Origin of the sequence: Paraburkholderia sp. RL18-085-BIA-A, assembly GCF_046027075.1 — a bacterium.
In the GTDB taxonomy this organism is placed as follows: Bacteria; Pseudomonadota; Gammaproteobacteria; order Burkholderiales; family Burkholderiaceae; genus Paraburkholderia.
This window is the reverse complement of the sequence record NZ_JARESU010000030.1, coordinates 19,801-33,194: the sequence shown is the minus strand read 5'-3', so window position 1 is coordinate 33,194 and position 13,394 is coordinate 19,801. Positions and strand designations below refer to the sequence as shown.

Below are 13,394 nucleotides of genomic sequence, written 5' to 3'. Positions count from 1 at the left end.
GGCTGTAATGCAGCAGTTCAGAGAGCAACAGCTTTTTGCAGTGGCAGTGGCAGTGGCAGCACCTTGAAGTAGTGGTTTGACGCAGCAGCTTTCGCGGTAGAAATAGCAGTAGAAGTAGAAGTAGAAGTAGAAGTAGAAGTAGCAGTAGCAGTAGCAGTAGCAGTAGCAGTAGCAGTAGCAGTAGCAGTAGCAGTAGCTGTAGCAGTAGTAGTAGTAGTAGGAGCAGCAGCAATTCAAGTAGCAACAGCTTTGCAGGTTGATGGCTATTGGTCGGCAGGCATCCACGCGCATGTACGACTGTTCCATCCTGTCGACCCTGTTCCGTCATCGGAACAGGGTTTTTTTTCGCCGGCCCACATTGCGTGACTTGTATTCGACGGATTTGAACCGATATCCAGAAATTGCATCCCGCGTTGCGCACGAGAATTCGGCGGTCACGCAGGGAGTGAATGAAGGAGCCTGAATCCCTATGTCCAGTAAATCGCGAGCCCGCAAGCGCGGCCAGTCGGCCATGTCCCCGTTGTTGCGCGCGCTGACCTACAGCCGCACGGCGCACGAGCCGGTCACCGCTGTGATGCTTCTGCAGGGCTATGCGGCGCTCGACGCATTCCGGCGCGGCCAGGGCTCGCGCAATCTGCACACGACACTGAGCCGGCATCTGCTGGTGTCGCAGGAGCTGGCGCGTATCGGACTCGGTGAAGGCGTGCTCGGCGACATCGAAAGCGCGCATGCGGCGCTGGTTGGGCTCGACGCCCGTGAACATGCGCAAGTCCGCTGGACCCTCGAAGAGGATGAATACGCGCGACTTTGCACGGCGCTTGCGATTCTCGACGGGCAATTGTCGGTGGCGTCGTTGAGCGAGATCGCGACTGCGGAAGCGAGGATGATCGAAGGCTTGATGCGTTCTGCGCAAGTGCAGGCTATTTCGGAAGCGGCAGTCTGAGTCGCGCGAGCTTGCTTTCGACAAACCCGTAACAAAACGCCCCTGTGGGGCGTTTTCTGTTTTCAGCGGCGCGTGGGCGGCGCGCGAGCGCCGCGCCACGCACGTCAGTCGTTGTACCTCGTGATGTCGTAGTACGCGGTCCCATTCTGCCCGCCGCTCAACTGCACCAGCCGTGAGCCGCCCGATGTCAGCGCCGTGAACTTCGACGGTCGTTCCGCCGGCCGCCAGAGCGGTCGTCTGAATCTGCACCGACGTCACCGGATACGCGAGGTTCTGCGCCTTCACGAGACTCGACCGCCCCTTGCTCGTTGATCAACGGCGATTTCACCGCATGGTTTAGCGAGTCCGGAGAATACTTCAATGCGCCGCTAACGTGGCGCGCTTCAAAAGCCCATCCGCGCAAAGTGCGTTGCTTACGAATCTCCGTAAGCAACGGGCCGCCGCAACCGCGCCCGCGCCGGACCGGGTTTGCCGGAGTCATCCCTGCTTGCTAGACTGGCTCCCACCTATTCGCCGCAAGCGCGCCGGTTGTCGTTCAGCCTCTGCCGGAACGAACCCGCCGGACCTTTACGTGGGCGGCGTGATCCATTGGAGACGTCATGTCTTACATGCTGCTCATCGTCGAACCCCCGAATCAACGCGTCGAACGCGGCGAGGCCGCGGGGCGCGAAGTGTACGACCAGATGGTGCGCTTCGCCGCCGACCTGAAAGAGCGCGGCAAACTGGTCGCGGTCGAATCACTCACGTCGCAGAAAGACGCGGTACGCGTTCAGGTTCGCGGCGGCCAGCCGAAAGTGCTCGACGGCCCGTTCGCCGAGGCGAAGGAAATGATCGGCGGCTTCTTCCTGCTCAACTGCGAAACCCGTGAAGAAGCCGTGGCGATCGCGCAGGCCTGCCCGGCGGCGTCGTGGTGCACGGTCGAAGTCCGCAAGCTCGGGCCTTGTTTCATGTAGGCCGTGCCGCGCGTCGGCTGTGTTGTGCGGGGGTTTTCCCTGGGGCGCGGGGTTGCATGTCGATCCGGCCACGCATTGCTCGTCGTGTGAGTAAGAAGCCAGCCAATCCGGGCGGCTCTCTCCGTCACCACGAACAGGAGCAACGTCGATGCGTTTCATGATCCTCGTAAAAGCGACGTCCGCCAGCGAAGCCGGCGAGATGCAGGAGCCGTCCCTGATGGCCGCGATCGCCGCGTATCACGAAGAGCTGGCCAAGGCTGGCGTGTTGCTCGACGCGACCGGCCTGCAGCCGAGTTCGAAAGGCTGGCGCATTCGCTACAGCGGCGGCAAGCGCACGATCGTCGACGGCCCGTTCGCCGAGACGACGGAACTGATCGCCGGGTACACGCTGATCGAGGTGCGCTCGCGCGAAGAAGCGATGGAGTGGGCGCGGCGCTTTCCCGCGCCGTTCGGCGAGCAGGCCGACGGCGAAATCGAAGTGCGGCAACTGTTCGAACTCGACGACTTCGAGCCCGGCCCGGAGTTGGAGCGGTTCCGCAATCTCGAAGCATCGCGCCGCTGAGTCGAAGCTTGGCGAGCCGACCGTGCGACTCATGCGACCCGCGCGGCCCGCCGACCCGCAATCCGACGAATGGACTCCATCATGCACAAGCAGATTTACGTGAACCTCGCCGTCGACGATCTCGAGCGGTCGAAGGCATTTTTCAGCACACTCGGTTTCAGCTTCGAGCCGCGCTACACCAATGAGCAGGCGGCCTGTCTGATTCTCGGCGACAACCTCTACGCGATGTTGCTGGTCAAGGACCTGTTCAAGTCCTTCACGCGCAAGTCGCTTTGCAATCCGAAGGAAAGCACCGAGGCGCTGGTGGGTTTGTCGTGCGAAAGCCGCGGCGAGGTGGATGCGCTGGTCGCGCGAGCGCTCGCCGCGGGCGGCGCGGTGCCGCGTGCGCCGCAGGACTACGGCTTCATGTACGGACACGGCTTCGAGGATATCGACGGACACATCTGGGAGTTGATCTACATGGACCCGAACGCGCAGGCAGCGGGTTGAGGCCGTGACGACACAGGCCACCCATCGTGCCATCGAGGCAGTCTGGCGGATCGAATCCGCGAAGGTCATTGCCCACATCGCGCGGATCGTGCGCGATGTCGGGCTCGCCGAGGAACTGGCGCAGGACGCGCTGGTGGCCGCGCTCGAACATTGGCCCGAGGCCGGCGTGCCCGACAATCCGGGAGCGTGGCTGATGGCGACCGCGAAGAACCGCGCGCTCGACCGCTTGCGGCAGGAAGCGCTGCGCGCCCGCAAGCGCACGGAGCTGGGCCACGACCTTGACGCGCTGGAGGCGCACGTCGTGCCGGACTTCGTCGATTCCCTCGATGCTGCGCGCGCCGACGATATCGGCGACGACTTGCTGCGGCTGGTGTTCACCGCGTGCCATCCGGTGCTGTCGACGGATGCGCGCGTCTCGCTCACGCTGCGCCTGCTCGGCGGGCTCACCACCGACGAAATCGCGCGCGCCTTTCTCGTACCTGAGGCAACCATCGCGCAGCGGATCGTGCGGGCCAAGCGCACGCTGTCGGCGGCCAAGGTGCCGTTCGAGGTACCGCAAGCGGACGCGCGCGCGGCGCGGCTCGCGTCGGTACTGCAGGTGATCTATCTGATTTTCAACGAAGGCTATTCGGCCACGGCCGGCGACGACTGGATGCGTCCGGCGCTATGCGAGGAAGCGCTGCGGCTCGGCCGCGTGTTGAGCGGTCTCGTGCCGGATGAAAGCGAGGTACACGGCCTCGTCGCGTTGATGGAAATTCAGGCATCGCGCATGCGCGCGCGCACCGATGCGCAGGGCCGGCCGGTGCTGCTGCTCGATCAGGATCGCAGCCGCTGGGACCCGCTGCTGATTCGCCGCGGCCTCGCCGCGCTCGGCACCGCGCATGCGTTGGGCGGCGCGAGCGGTCCGTACGCGTTGCAGGCCGCGCTGGCCGCCTGTCATGCGCGTGCCCACCGCGCCGAAGATACCGACTGGACGCAGATCGTTGCGTTGTACGACGCGCTCGCGCAGGTGGCGCCGTCGCCGGTGGTCGAGTTGAACCGGGCGGTGGCGGTGGGAATGGCGTTCGGGCCGGCTGCGGGACTGGAGATCGCCGACGCGCTCGCCGCTGGTGCGGCGCTCGCGAATTATCACTGGCTGCCGAGCGTGCGCGCCGATCTGCTGGTCAAGCTAGGGCGCGTGGAAGAAGCGCGCGCCGAGTTCGAACGCGCCGCCGGGATGACGCGCAATGCACGCGAACGCGAGTTGCTGCTCGAACGTGCGCGCGGCCTCGCGCATGGAAGCGCTTGATAGCCAGCTAGCTAGCGGATCAACTGACGCACACCCAATGCGACGATCAGACCGCCGCACACGCGATCGGCCCACGCCTTGCCGCGCCGGTACGCCGCCGCAATCCGCGCGTGCGACAGCGTGAGCGCGACGAAGCCGTACCAACCGCTCGCGACGACGCACACCATGCCGAGCATGGCGGCGAACGTGCCGACGCTCACATGCGCGGGCGCGGCGGACGAGAACACCGCAGCGAAGAACGCCATCGACTTCGGATTCGCGATGTTGGTCGCGAAGCCTTGCGCGAACGCTTGCCGCAGGCCGCCAGCCGGCGCATTTACGATGGACGCCGGCTGACCCGCCGAAGCGTTGACGATCAGCCGGCCGCCGAACCAGATCAGATAAGCGGCGCCGGCCACCTTGACCGCGAGTGCCAGCCACGGGAACGCGGCGAACACGATGCCCACGCCCAGAATCGCGCAACTCGCCCAGAACAGATTGACCAGCACGATGCCGGCAACCACCGCGAGCGCTTCGAAGCGCGTGGCCGATGCCGCCTTGTGCGCGACCGCGACGAAGTTCGGCCCCGGGATCACCACGCCGGCGATATACACGGAGAACACGCCTAGAACGGCGGAACCATCAACCATATGACACTCCTTGTTGCGGACCCTGTGGCGCGACGCGCTGGGTGAACGCGCGCGCTGACAGATGTCCGAAGCAGATTCAAGCGCAGATTCAAACCCCGAAAAACGCCACGCCGGCAGTCAGCACGCCCGCTGCCGCCACGAGGAACGACAGATTGCGCATCCAGTTCTTGCGGGTCAGCAAAGTGATCGCGCACAGCGCGATCGCAACCTGGATCAGCAGCGTGGCCTGCGCCCAGCGGTGATGGCCGTGCAGCAACGCTTCGCTTCGGTTGTCGTTTTCGACGACTTCCTTTTCGATCGCTTCGGCCTTCTCGCGGATCGGCACTTTCTGCTGCGTATATTTGTCGACGTCGGCGAGGAATTTCGCGTGAGCGTCGCTATTGCTGGCCGACAGCGCCGCGCCGAGTTCAGCGAGATTTTCTTTCTCGCCCTTGGCCTGGTAGTAATTCCACTGGTTCGATGCTTCGGTTTTCTTGATCGCGGCTTCGTTCTTGTAGAACAGCGCGAGATTTTCGCTGTTGCCGCTCTGGTACGCGCAGAGCGCGCCGATCGTCGCGAGGATCGCCGTCATCACGGCCATGCGGCTCGCAAACGGATCCGCGTCGTGATGAGCGGCGTGCTCGACGGCGTGGTCGTGCGGACCATGCACTTCATATTCTTCAGACATCCGGTTCTCCAAGGCACTGCTTTTCCATTGTCACCGGGCGGCGCGCGGGCCCGGGGGCCTCAATCTTAGCGTGTGACGCGCGGCGATGGAAAAGTCGCAGTTGGAGAAAAGCGCAGGTCCTTCAATGCGCGCCCGATGCGAGCAATGTGCGCACGAGCGGAATCACATGCTCGCCGCCGAGCATGCCGAGCAGGCCGACCAGAGCGACGGTCGGCGGCGCGGGCGACTTCACGTCCATCACGCTGTAGAGCAGTCCGACCACCACGCCCGCGGCCAGCGAGACCAGATACGGCTTCATGTTCGATGTTCCTTGGGAATAGGCGGGCCGTCACGCCCGCCGGTCGCGACGGCAGTCACATGCGGATGACGACGCGGCCACGCGTGCCGCCGGCCACTGCCTCATAGGCTGCGCGGGCCCGTTCGAGTGGAAACGCCTGCGCGATGGCCGGCCCCGTCAGCTTGCCGGTCTCGAAGCCTTCGACCAGCGCCGTCATCAACGGCGCCGATTCCGCGACGCCCAGCTTCGCGCTGTCCACGCCTAGCAATTGGGTCTCGTTGTGATAGAAGTCGATCAGATCGAATTCGACGCGGCGCTTGCCCGTGCCGCTGATTTCCAGCACCCGGCCGCGCTGTTTGACCAGACTCAGCGCGGTCTCGAACGCGACGCCGCCGACCGAGTCGTACACCACCTCGGCGCCTGCGCCGCCGGTCAGCTCGCGCAAGCGCTCGGTGATGTGTTCGTCGAACGGCACGTAGTCGTCGATCAGGCGCCCGGCTGGCGTCGTCGCGTCGAGCGGCTGACGATCGACTGCGATCACGCGCGCGCCGTGCGCTTTCGCGATCTGCACCACCGCGCCGCCGACGCCCCCGCCCGCGCCGATCACCGCGATGGTTTCGCCCGCGCGCAATTGCGCGTACTCGACGGTGCCGAGCCATGCGACCACGAAGTTCACGCCGATCGCGGCGGCCTCGGCGTGACTCAACGTGGCGGGCTTGCGCGAGAGCGCGGCGAGCGGAATCTTGATGAACTCGGCATGCGTGCCGTCGCGCGTGAAGCCGATGTCGCCGCCCGTGCCCCACACTTCGGCGTCCAGCCACGCTTGCGGGCCGTCTACCACTACGCCGCTGAAGTCGCGCCCCGGCGTGCGCGGCAAGACCGTGTGTTCGAAATGGCCGGATACGTTCTTGACGTCGCTCGGATTCACCGAGGCCGCCATGATCCGCACGACGGCGTTGTCGGCATCGGCTTGCGGTGTGGGCAGATCGACGTAGTCGAGCACCTCGGGGGTGCCGAAGGATTTGAACTGGATCGCTTTCATCGAGTGGGACTCCGGGTGGATGCTGGGCTGCGGCGTGCAGTGCAATCAACGTAGTCTAGGTGGCTCACATCAAGACGTCAGGACGAGGACTTTCGATTTTCGGACAACGCGCGACGAGAGGGTCGCAGCGGTGTCGAGACTTCAGCGCTGGCGGCTTTGGGCGTGTTCCGGCGATCCTTCCACCGCCTCGCTCAGCGTGCCGCCCGGGTCGAAGCCGGTGGGCGGCGCACCCAGCTCGCGGCGGAACATATCGCTGAAGCTGCTCGGCTGGAACCCGAGCGAGCGCGCGATACTGCCGACCGGGCGTCCCTGCGCGAGTGCCGACAAGGCCACCGCCAGTTGCACCTGACGCCGCCATTCGGCGAAGCCGACGCCCAGTTCACGCCAGAATAGGCGCGCAAGCGTGCGCACGCTCGCGCCGACCGATGCCGCATGCTGCTCGAAGCTGATCGCGTTCGACGGGTTGTCGATCACCGCGCGGCACAGCGCTTCGAGCCGCCGGTCCGACGCGTCGGGCAGCGCGATGCGCAGCGACGAGCGCCGCGCGTGCGCGAGCTCCAGCATCGCGAGACGATAGGCGGCGTCGAGATAGGTTTGATCGCGCGCGCGGGTGCGCTCATGTTCGGCTATCGACGTAATCAGTTCGCGAAGCAGGCCGTTGACCTCGAACACATCGCTGCGCCGGCTCAGGTGGCCGACATTGCGCTCGTGCAGATAGAGGTTGCGCATCTCCACTTCGCTCATCATGTGGATCGAGTGGAGCGTGCCGGCCGGCAGCCAGACTGCGCGCTGGGGCGGCACGACTAGCGCTTCGCGGCCGACTTCGACCCACATCACGCCCGACACCGCGTACAGCACCTGCGCCCACGTGTGCGAGTGCGGGTCGATGCGAAGTCCGCGCGGATAGTGGCGCGCGAGCGAGCTGGCGTTGGCGTCGTCGGGGAGTTCGGGTGGGCGGGCTTTGGGCACGGCGGATCGGGTCGCGCTTCGCGTAGCAGGGTCGCGGACCTTGCTGGCCCGTGTGCGAAGCATAGCGCGAGGTGCGGGTCACCGCAGAGTCGCATGCCGCAGCGATAGCGGTCGCGCGTCGTATTTGAGGTGAGAGCCAATTCCCTGCGCATGAGATGCAGCGACACTCCGGCCAGCGCTCAGGCGACCTATTTGAGCGCACTACGCAGAGCCTCAGGTGCGATGCCCCATCACCGCCAGCAGCACCGACAATGTCACCACCGATCCCACCGTCGACAACAAAATCGTCCGCGAAGTGATATGCGCTTCACGCTCGTAGAACTCGGCGAGCATGAACGGACCGGTGCCGGTAGGCAGCGCGGCCAGCACGACCGCTATCTCGACCAGCATCGGCGCGAGTCCGAAGACGCGCGCCGCGAGCCACCATGCCAGCGCCGGCTGCACCAGCAGCTTGACGCCGGTCAGCAGCAGCGAGATGCCGCCCGCGCCGGTTTCGGTCGGCCGCTTCTCCGCGAGAAACAGCCCGAGGCTCACCAGCGCGCACGGACTGGCCGCGCCGGCCAGCAGCTTCAGAAACGTTTCCGCGCTAGCGGGCAACGCGACGTGCAAGCTGGCAAACAGCACGCCCGCCAGCGGCGATACGATCAGCGGATTGCGCGCGAGCGAGCGCAGCACTTTCAAACCCAGCTTGTGCGGCGTGCGCTCGGTCTGCAAGCCGATTTCGATCAGCACGATCGCAAACGCGAACAGCACGCATGCGACGAGGATCGTCGCGATCGTGGTCGGCGTGAGGCTCGCCTGGCCGAACGCGATCATGCCGAGCGGAAAGCCGATATAGCCCGTGTTCGGATACGACGCGGCAATCGCATCGACGCTGGCGTCGGCGAGATGACGGCCACTGAGCAAACGCGTCGCGAGGATCAACACGAACACGCTGACACATGCAATCGAAAACGTCGCGACGAAGGCCGGCTGGTACAACTGCCGCCAGGTGGCGTGCGCCATCGTGTCGAACAGCAAAGCGGGCAGCGCGAGCCAGACCACGAACCGGTTCAGTTCCGACGCGGAATTCGGGCCGAGCACGCCGCGCCGGCGGCACGCAAAGCCCGCGAAAATCAGGCCGAAGACGGGAAGCAGAATCTCGAGGGTGGCTAACATCGGTGCAAGAAGTGCGAGCGGACAGGACAACCCGCCAGCGTAGTGGCTTGCGTTGATACAATCCAATACTGTTTTATCGCTTCGACGATACCTTTTTTGCATCGTCGGCCGACGGGAGTGCATTGTGATCGACATCAAGGCGCTGCGTTACTTCGTGACGCTCGCGGAGACCCGCCATTTCGGCCGCGCGGCGGCGCGTCTGAATCTATCGCAGCCACCGTTGAGCCGGCAACTGGCGGCGCTGGAGGCGAGCCTTGGCGTCACGCTGATCGAGCGCAGCCCGCGCAGCGTGACGTTGACCGCGGCCGGCGAGCGCTTTTACGCCGATGCGAAAGCGATTCTCGCGGCGGTGGAACAGGCGGTCAGCAACGCGCAGGCCGCCGCGCACGGTGATGCAGGCAAGCTCTCGATCGGCTTCACGATGTGTTCGGCGTACAGCGTCGTACCCGGCTATGCGCGGGTGTTCGGCGTTGCATATCCGGAGGTCGCGTTGAATTTGCGTGAAGTCGTATCGAACGATCTCGCCGCGCAGGTGCTCGCCGGTCAGATCGACGCGGCCATCATGTTCCCGAACGTGCCGGACAAGGGGCTCGTCATGCGCACGATTCTCCGCGAGCCGCTGTGTGTCGCGCTGTCGCGCAGCCATCCGCGAGCCCGCGCGCGGCGTCTGAAGATCGGGCAGCTGGCGGGCGAGCCGTTCGTGCTCGCGTCCGAGGAAGTCGCGCCGAGTCTGCGCGCGGCGATTCTCGACCATTGCCGCTCCGGCGGCTTCGAACCGGATATCCGCTTCGAAGTACAATTGCAGCAGACCGTGCTGAGTCTCGTCGATGAAGGTGTGGGCGTCGCGCTGGTGCCCTCGTCGATGCGCAAGGCGCAACTCGCGGGCGTGGTGTTCAGGCCGCTGGTCGACGCACCGCAGATCGAGCAGGTGCTGGCGTGGTCGCCGGCGAATCGCAATCCGTGTCTCGCGCGATTTCTCGAACTGGCGTGAAGGCTGAGGTCATGGGCTGGCGAGCCGGTTGACGGAAGCTGCCTCGTCCTCTGGATAGCGCAGCGCGTCCTGCTTGATGCGGCGGCGTAGCCAGAAAGTCCACAGCGTCAGGCCGGCATAGACGCCGTAACGCAGCATATTGGATGCGAGGGCCGAGCGCGGGTCGTTCGGCCATTGCCAGACGATCGCGCTGCGCAGGATGTTCTCGCCCACCATGCCGACGCCCCACACGAGCGTCATCAGGCGGATATAGGCGGCGAGCGTGGGGCGCTCGCGCCAATGTTTCTCGAAACTCTCGGCGCTGCGATGATCCTCGCGCGACATCGTCGAGCGTGCCAGATAGAAAACGAGCGGCCGCCGCAGCGCGAGCGATGCGAGGAACGACGCGCCGATCATGCCCGACACCATCGGGTCTTCGATCGACTGCATGCGCGCATCGCCCCCGACGAGCCTGGCAAGAACCGATAGCACGACGCCGGCCAGCACGATCGCGCTGAGCGCGTCGAAATGGCGGTAGCGCAGCAGGTCCCAACTCATCCACGCAATCAGCGGCACAGCCGACGCGAGCAGCGCGGCGAGCTGGCCCCAGTGCGGCACGGCAAGCCGGTAGGCGAGCCAGGGTAGGGCGACGTTGACGAGCAGTGCGCAGAGATAGCGCAGGCGGGGTTTCATCGGCTAAGAAGTGGCGGGCGTGGCAAGGAGCCCGAATCGCGCATGCCGTTGCCGACGCGCTTATCGCATCGACGTGGTCGCGCTGACTCGCGCAAGCGTATGCGGGCAGTGTAGGGTGCGTCGCATGCCACGGGTGGCGGTGCCGCGGCGAGCGCCGTCCGCCACGCCCGCTTCACCGCCGCGCTCGCGTGCTCATCTCAGGCCGCCGCCCTCTGCCGCGCAATCAAATCCACCAGTCGCTCAACCTGCCGACCTTGCGCATCGAAGTTGCCGGCGTCGAGCCAGCGCGTATAGCTCAAGCGCAGCGCGGGCCATTCACTGTCGATGATCGAAAACCACGCGGTATCGCGATTGCGTTCGCGATACACGATCGCCTGGCGGAAGATCCCTTCGAACGTGAAGCCATAGCGCAACGCAGCCGCGCGCGACGGCTCGTTCAACGAATCGCACTTCCATTCGAAGCGCCGATAGCCGAGCTTGTCGAACACCTCGTTCATCAGCAGGAACATCGCTTCAGTGGCGATGCGCGTGCGCTTCAGGCGCGGCGAATACGTGACGTGGCCGACTTCGATCACGCCGTTCGCACGGTCGATGCGCATCAGCGCCAGCGTGCCGACCGCCTTGCCGCTTGCCAGGTCGATCACCGCATAGTGCAACGGGTCTGCGGACGCGGCGGCGCGCGTCAGGTGCTCACGGTAGGACGCGAGGCTGTCGAATGGACCGACCGCGAGATAGGTCCAGTCGCGGCCATCGAAGGCCGAACTGTAGGCGTCGTACAGCTCGCCGGCATGACGTTCTACGTCGACCGGTTCGATCCGGCAATAGCGACCCGTCAGCGGTTCGCGGCCGGGCGGCTGGGCGCCGTTCCAGCCCGGCACGGGCGCGTCGATCGGCTGGTCGAACGCATTGCGTCTGGGTTCCATGTCTGCTCTCCTCTCGTTCGTCAAGTTCGTGAATGATCGTCGATGTGCTCAACGATACGGCAAACGTGGTATGTTCAAAAGATCCACGATCAGCCCATTTGATAGGTCCAGCTGCCATGATCGAGATCATCGGTCCGCTCGTCCATGCGCCCGCAGCGGCGCCCGGCGCAAAGCCCACGCCGCTGCAGAAGCAACTGATCGAGCGATTGCAGCAGGCAATTCTCGCGGGACGGTTGCCTGCGGGTTCGCAGTTACCGTCGTCGCGTTTGCTGGCGGCGGAGATGGGCGTGTCGCGCAACACGGTGGTGATCGCTTACGAGCACCTGGCCGCCGTCGGCTACGTGGTCGCCGATAAAAAGGGTACGCGCGTGAGTCCGCTCTCCAGCCCGGCCGCGCGCGGCGAGCCGCCGGTTCCGCCCGCCGTGCCCAGCGTCGCCTACGCGACGCGCGTCGCGCAGTTCGCCGCGACCCGCACGCATGCCGACAACACTTTCTCGCTGACTCCCGGCACGCCCGCGCTGGACCGCTTTCCGCTCGGCGCCTGGCGGCGCGCGCTCGAACGTTCGATGGACCAGGCGTTGCCGCTCGCGCTCGGCTACGGCACGCCGGCGGGAGAACCGGCGTTGCGCGATGCGATCGCCGCGCATCTGCGGATGGCGCGCGGCGTGCGCTGCGAGGGCTCGCAGGTGGTGATCACCGAGGGCGCGCAGGAGGCGCTGAACCTGTGCGTGCGACTCTTGACGAATCCGGGCGATGTCGCATGGGTCGAGGACCCGGGTTATCGCGGCGCGAAGGCCGCTTTCAACCTGGGCGATCTGAACACGCTGCCGATCCCCGTCGACGCTGAAGGCATGGCCGCGCCGCCCGGCGCATGGCGCGCCCATCCACCGAGGCTGATCTATACGTCGCCCGCGCATCAGTACCCGACGGGTGCGGTGTTGTCGGTGGCGCGTCGTCTCGAGTTGATCGCGCAGGCGCGGCGCTGCGGCGCGTGGCTGATCGAGGACGACTACGACGGCGAGTTCCGCCACACCGGCGAGCCGATCGCCAGCATGCAAGGCCTCGTCGACGATGCGCCGGTGCTCTACGTTGGCTCGTTCAGCAAGACGATGTTTCCGGCGCTGCGCATCGGCTTCGTCGTGCTGCCGCGCGCGATCGCCGCGCACGCAGCCGTCGCGTTGCAGGAGATGCTGCGCGGCGGGCATCGGCTGGAGCAACTGGCGCTCGCGCATTTCATCGAAAGCGGCGAGTTCGGGCGGCATCTGGGGCGCATGCGGCGGTTGTACCGCGAGCGCCAGCAGGCGTTGCGCGATGCGCTCATCGCGCATTTCGCGTCGGCGCAAATTCTGGGTGGCGATTGCGGCATGCATCTGACGCTGCGTTTGCCGCCGCGGCTCGCTGATCGAACCGTCGCTGAACGCGCGCGTGCCAAGGGGCTCAATCCGCGCGCGCTGTCCGGCTTCGCGCTGCAGCCGCGCGCGGAAACGAACGGGCTGGTGATCGGCTACGGCAACACGCCCGCCGAGCGCCTCGCGCCCGCCATCGACACGTTGGCCGGGCTGGCGCGCGAACTGGAAGGCAAGCCGCCGCGCGCGTCGAAAGCCGCTTCGGCGGCCGTCCCCGGCGCGACGCTGCGCGAGTAAGTTTTTACGTTTGTCCGCGTGGCCCATGTCGCGCTATCGTGTCGTTTATGCGCGGCGAGGTCGAGATGTTCGAGGTCGACGAATTGCCCGCAAGTCATACCCGGCGCACCGCATTGCAACATCGCGTGCGGGCGGTGCCGGCCGCTGTCAGGCGCGGGTATGAAGAATGCCTTGATCGTGTTTTCTAT

Annotated in this window: 15 protein-coding genes; 7 read left to right on the top strand and 8 right to left on the bottom strand. The window is 65.7% G+C overall.

The window, feature by feature from the left end:
• Positions 1–469: 469 nt before the first annotated feature.
• The 5 genes from P0D89_RS21315 (at position 470) to P0D89_RS21295 (ending at position 4,235) form a co-directional block, all read left to right on the top strand.
• On the top strand, positions 470–943 hold the full coding sequence (locus tag P0D89_RS21315; protein WP_408358594.1) for a hypothetical protein: 474 nt from the start codon (positions 470–472) through the stop codon (positions 941–943).
• 599 nt (positions 944–1,542) lie between these two features.
• The gene (locus P0D89_RS21310; RefSeq protein ID WP_408358593.1) at positions 1,543–1,896 is read left to right on the top strand and encodes a YciI family protein; all 354 of its coding nucleotides are present in this window, start codon (positions 1,543–1,545) and stop codon (positions 1,894–1,896) included.
• 148 nt (positions 1,897–2,044) lie between these two features.
• A complete protein-coding gene (locus P0D89_RS21305) occupies positions 2,045–2,458 on the top strand; it encodes a YciI family protein (protein WP_408358592.1) in 414 nt (137 codons plus the stop codon).
• An 81-nt stretch (positions 2,459–2,539) separates the two neighbouring features.
• Positions 2,540–2,947 (top strand): VOC family protein, encoded by a 408-nt coding sequence (locus P0D89_RS21300; RefSeq protein WP_408358591.1) that lies wholly within the window; start codon positions 2,540–2,542, stop codon positions 2,945–2,947.
• A gap of 4 nt (positions 2,948–2,951) precedes the next feature.
• A complete protein-coding gene (locus P0D89_RS21295) occupies positions 2,952–4,235 on the top strand; it encodes an RNA polymerase sigma factor (protein WP_408358590.1) in 1,284 nt (427 codons plus the stop codon).
• Between the two features lie 11 nt (positions 4,236–4,246).
• Here the strand turns inward: P0D89_RS21295 and P0D89_RS21290 are convergent, their stop codons facing one another.
• The 6 genes from P0D89_RS21290 to P0D89_RS21265 form a co-directional block, all read right to left on the bottom strand.
• Entirely contained in the window at positions 4,247–4,864 is a 618-nt protein-coding gene (locus P0D89_RS21290) for a LysE family translocator (RefSeq protein WP_408358589.1), read from the bottom strand.
• Positions 4,865–4,952: 88 nt separating this feature from the next.
• On the bottom strand, positions 4,953–5,531 hold the full coding sequence (locus P0D89_RS21285) for a DUF4337 domain-containing protein (protein ID WP_408358588.1): 579 nt from the start codon (positions 5,529–5,531) through the stop codon (positions 4,953–4,955).
• Positions 5,532–5,652: 121 nt separating this feature from the next.
• Positions 5,653–5,829, bottom strand: a complete 177-nt coding sequence (locus P0D89_RS21280) for a DUF1427 family protein (protein WP_408358587.1) — start codon at positions 5,827–5,829, stop codon at positions 5,653–5,655.
• A 55-nt stretch (positions 5,830–5,884) separates the two neighbouring features.
• Positions 5,885–6,850: a quinone oxidoreductase family protein gene (locus P0D89_RS21275; protein ID WP_408377165.1), complete on the bottom strand. Its 966-nt coding sequence runs from the start codon at positions 6,848–6,850 to the stop codon at positions 5,885–5,887.
• Between the two features lie 141 nt (positions 6,851–6,991).
• A complete protein-coding gene (locus P0D89_RS21270) occupies positions 6,992–7,819 on the bottom strand; it encodes an AraC family transcriptional regulator (RefSeq protein ID WP_408358586.1) in 828 nt (275 codons plus the stop codon).
• A gap of 213 nt (positions 7,820–8,032) precedes the next feature.
• The gene (locus P0D89_RS21265) at positions 8,033–8,977 is read right to left on the bottom strand and encodes an AEC family transporter (protein ID WP_408358585.1); all 945 of its coding nucleotides are present in this window, start codon (positions 8,975–8,977) and stop codon (positions 8,033–8,035) included.
• Positions 8,978–9,101: 124 nt separating this feature from the next.
• On the opposite strand from P0D89_RS21265, the gene P0D89_RS21260 reads away from it, so the two are divergent.
• Positions 9,102–9,968: a LysR family transcriptional regulator gene (locus P0D89_RS21260; protein ID WP_408358584.1), complete on the top strand. Its 867-nt coding sequence runs from the start codon at positions 9,102–9,104 to the stop codon at positions 9,966–9,968.
• A 9-nt stretch (positions 9,969–9,977) separates the two neighbouring features.
• On the opposite strand, the gene P0D89_RS21255 is transcribed toward P0D89_RS21260, so the two are convergent.
• Both P0D89_RS21255 and P0D89_RS21250 read right to left on the bottom strand, forming a co-directional pair.
• Positions 9,978–10,640 (bottom strand): VC0807 family protein, encoded by a 663-nt coding sequence (locus P0D89_RS21255; RefSeq protein ID WP_408358583.1) that lies wholly within the window; start codon positions 10,638–10,640, stop codon positions 9,978–9,980.
• A 197-nt stretch (positions 10,641–10,837) separates the two neighbouring features.
• Entirely contained in the window at positions 10,838–11,563 is a 726-nt protein-coding gene (locus P0D89_RS21250; protein WP_408358582.1) for a GNAT family N-acetyltransferase, read from the bottom strand.
• Positions 11,564–11,679: 116 nt separating this feature from the next.
• Here P0D89_RS21250 and pdxR point away from each other — a divergent pair, with 116 nt between their 5' ends.
• Positions 11,680–13,206: a MocR-like pyridoxine biosynthesis transcription factor PdxR gene (gene pdxR / locus P0D89_RS21245; protein ID WP_408358581.1), complete on the top strand. Its 1,527-nt coding sequence runs from the start codon at positions 11,680–11,682 to the stop codon at positions 13,204–13,206.
• Positions 13,207–13,394: the final 188 nt, after the last annotated feature.

Coding starts and splice junctions, on each gene's coding strand:
- P0D89_RS21265 (WP_408358585.1), bottom strand. CDS start 8,977: ATGTTAGCCACCCTCGAGATTCTGCTTCCCGTCTTCGGCCTGATTTTC.
- P0D89_RS21310 (WP_408358593.1), top strand. CDS start 1,543: ATGTCTTACATGCTGCTCATCGTCGAACCCCCGAATCAACGCGTCGAA.
- P0D89_RS21305 (WP_408358592.1), top strand. CDS start 2,045: ATGCGTTTCATGATCCTCGTAAAAGCGACGTCCGCCAGCGAAGCCGGC.
- P0D89_RS21290 (WP_408358589.1), bottom strand. CDS start 4,864: ATGGTTGATGGTTCCGCCGTTCTAGGCGTGTTCTCCGTGTATATCGCC.
- pdxR (WP_408358581.1), top strand. CDS start 11,680: ATGATCGAGATCATCGGTCCGCTCGTCCATGCGCCCGCAGCGGCGCCC.
- P0D89_RS21315 (WP_408358594.1), top strand. CDS start 470: ATGTCCAGTAAATCGCGAGCCCGCAAGCGCGGCCAGTCGGCCATGTCC.
- P0D89_RS21300 (WP_408358591.1), top strand. CDS start 2,540: ATGCACAAGCAGATTTACGTGAACCTCGCCGTCGACGATCTCGAGCGG.
- P0D89_RS21280 (WP_408358587.1), bottom strand. CDS start 5,829: ATGAAGCCGTATCTGGTCTCGCTGGCCGCGGGCGTGGTGGTCGGACTG.
- P0D89_RS21250 (WP_408358582.1), bottom strand. CDS start 11,563: ATGGAACCCAGACGCAATGCGTTCGACCAGCCGATCGACGCGCCCGTG.
- P0D89_RS21285 (WP_408358588.1), bottom strand. CDS start 5,531: ATGTCTGAAGAATATGAAGTGCATGGTCCGCACGACCACGCCGTCGAG.
- P0D89_RS21275 (WP_408377165.1), bottom strand. CDS start 6,850: ATGAAAGCGATCCAGTTCAAATCCTTCGGCACCCCCGAGGTGCTCGAC.
- P0D89_RS21255 (WP_408358583.1), bottom strand. CDS start 10,640: ATGAAACCCCGCCTGCGCTATCTCTGCGCACTGCTCGTCAACGTCGCC.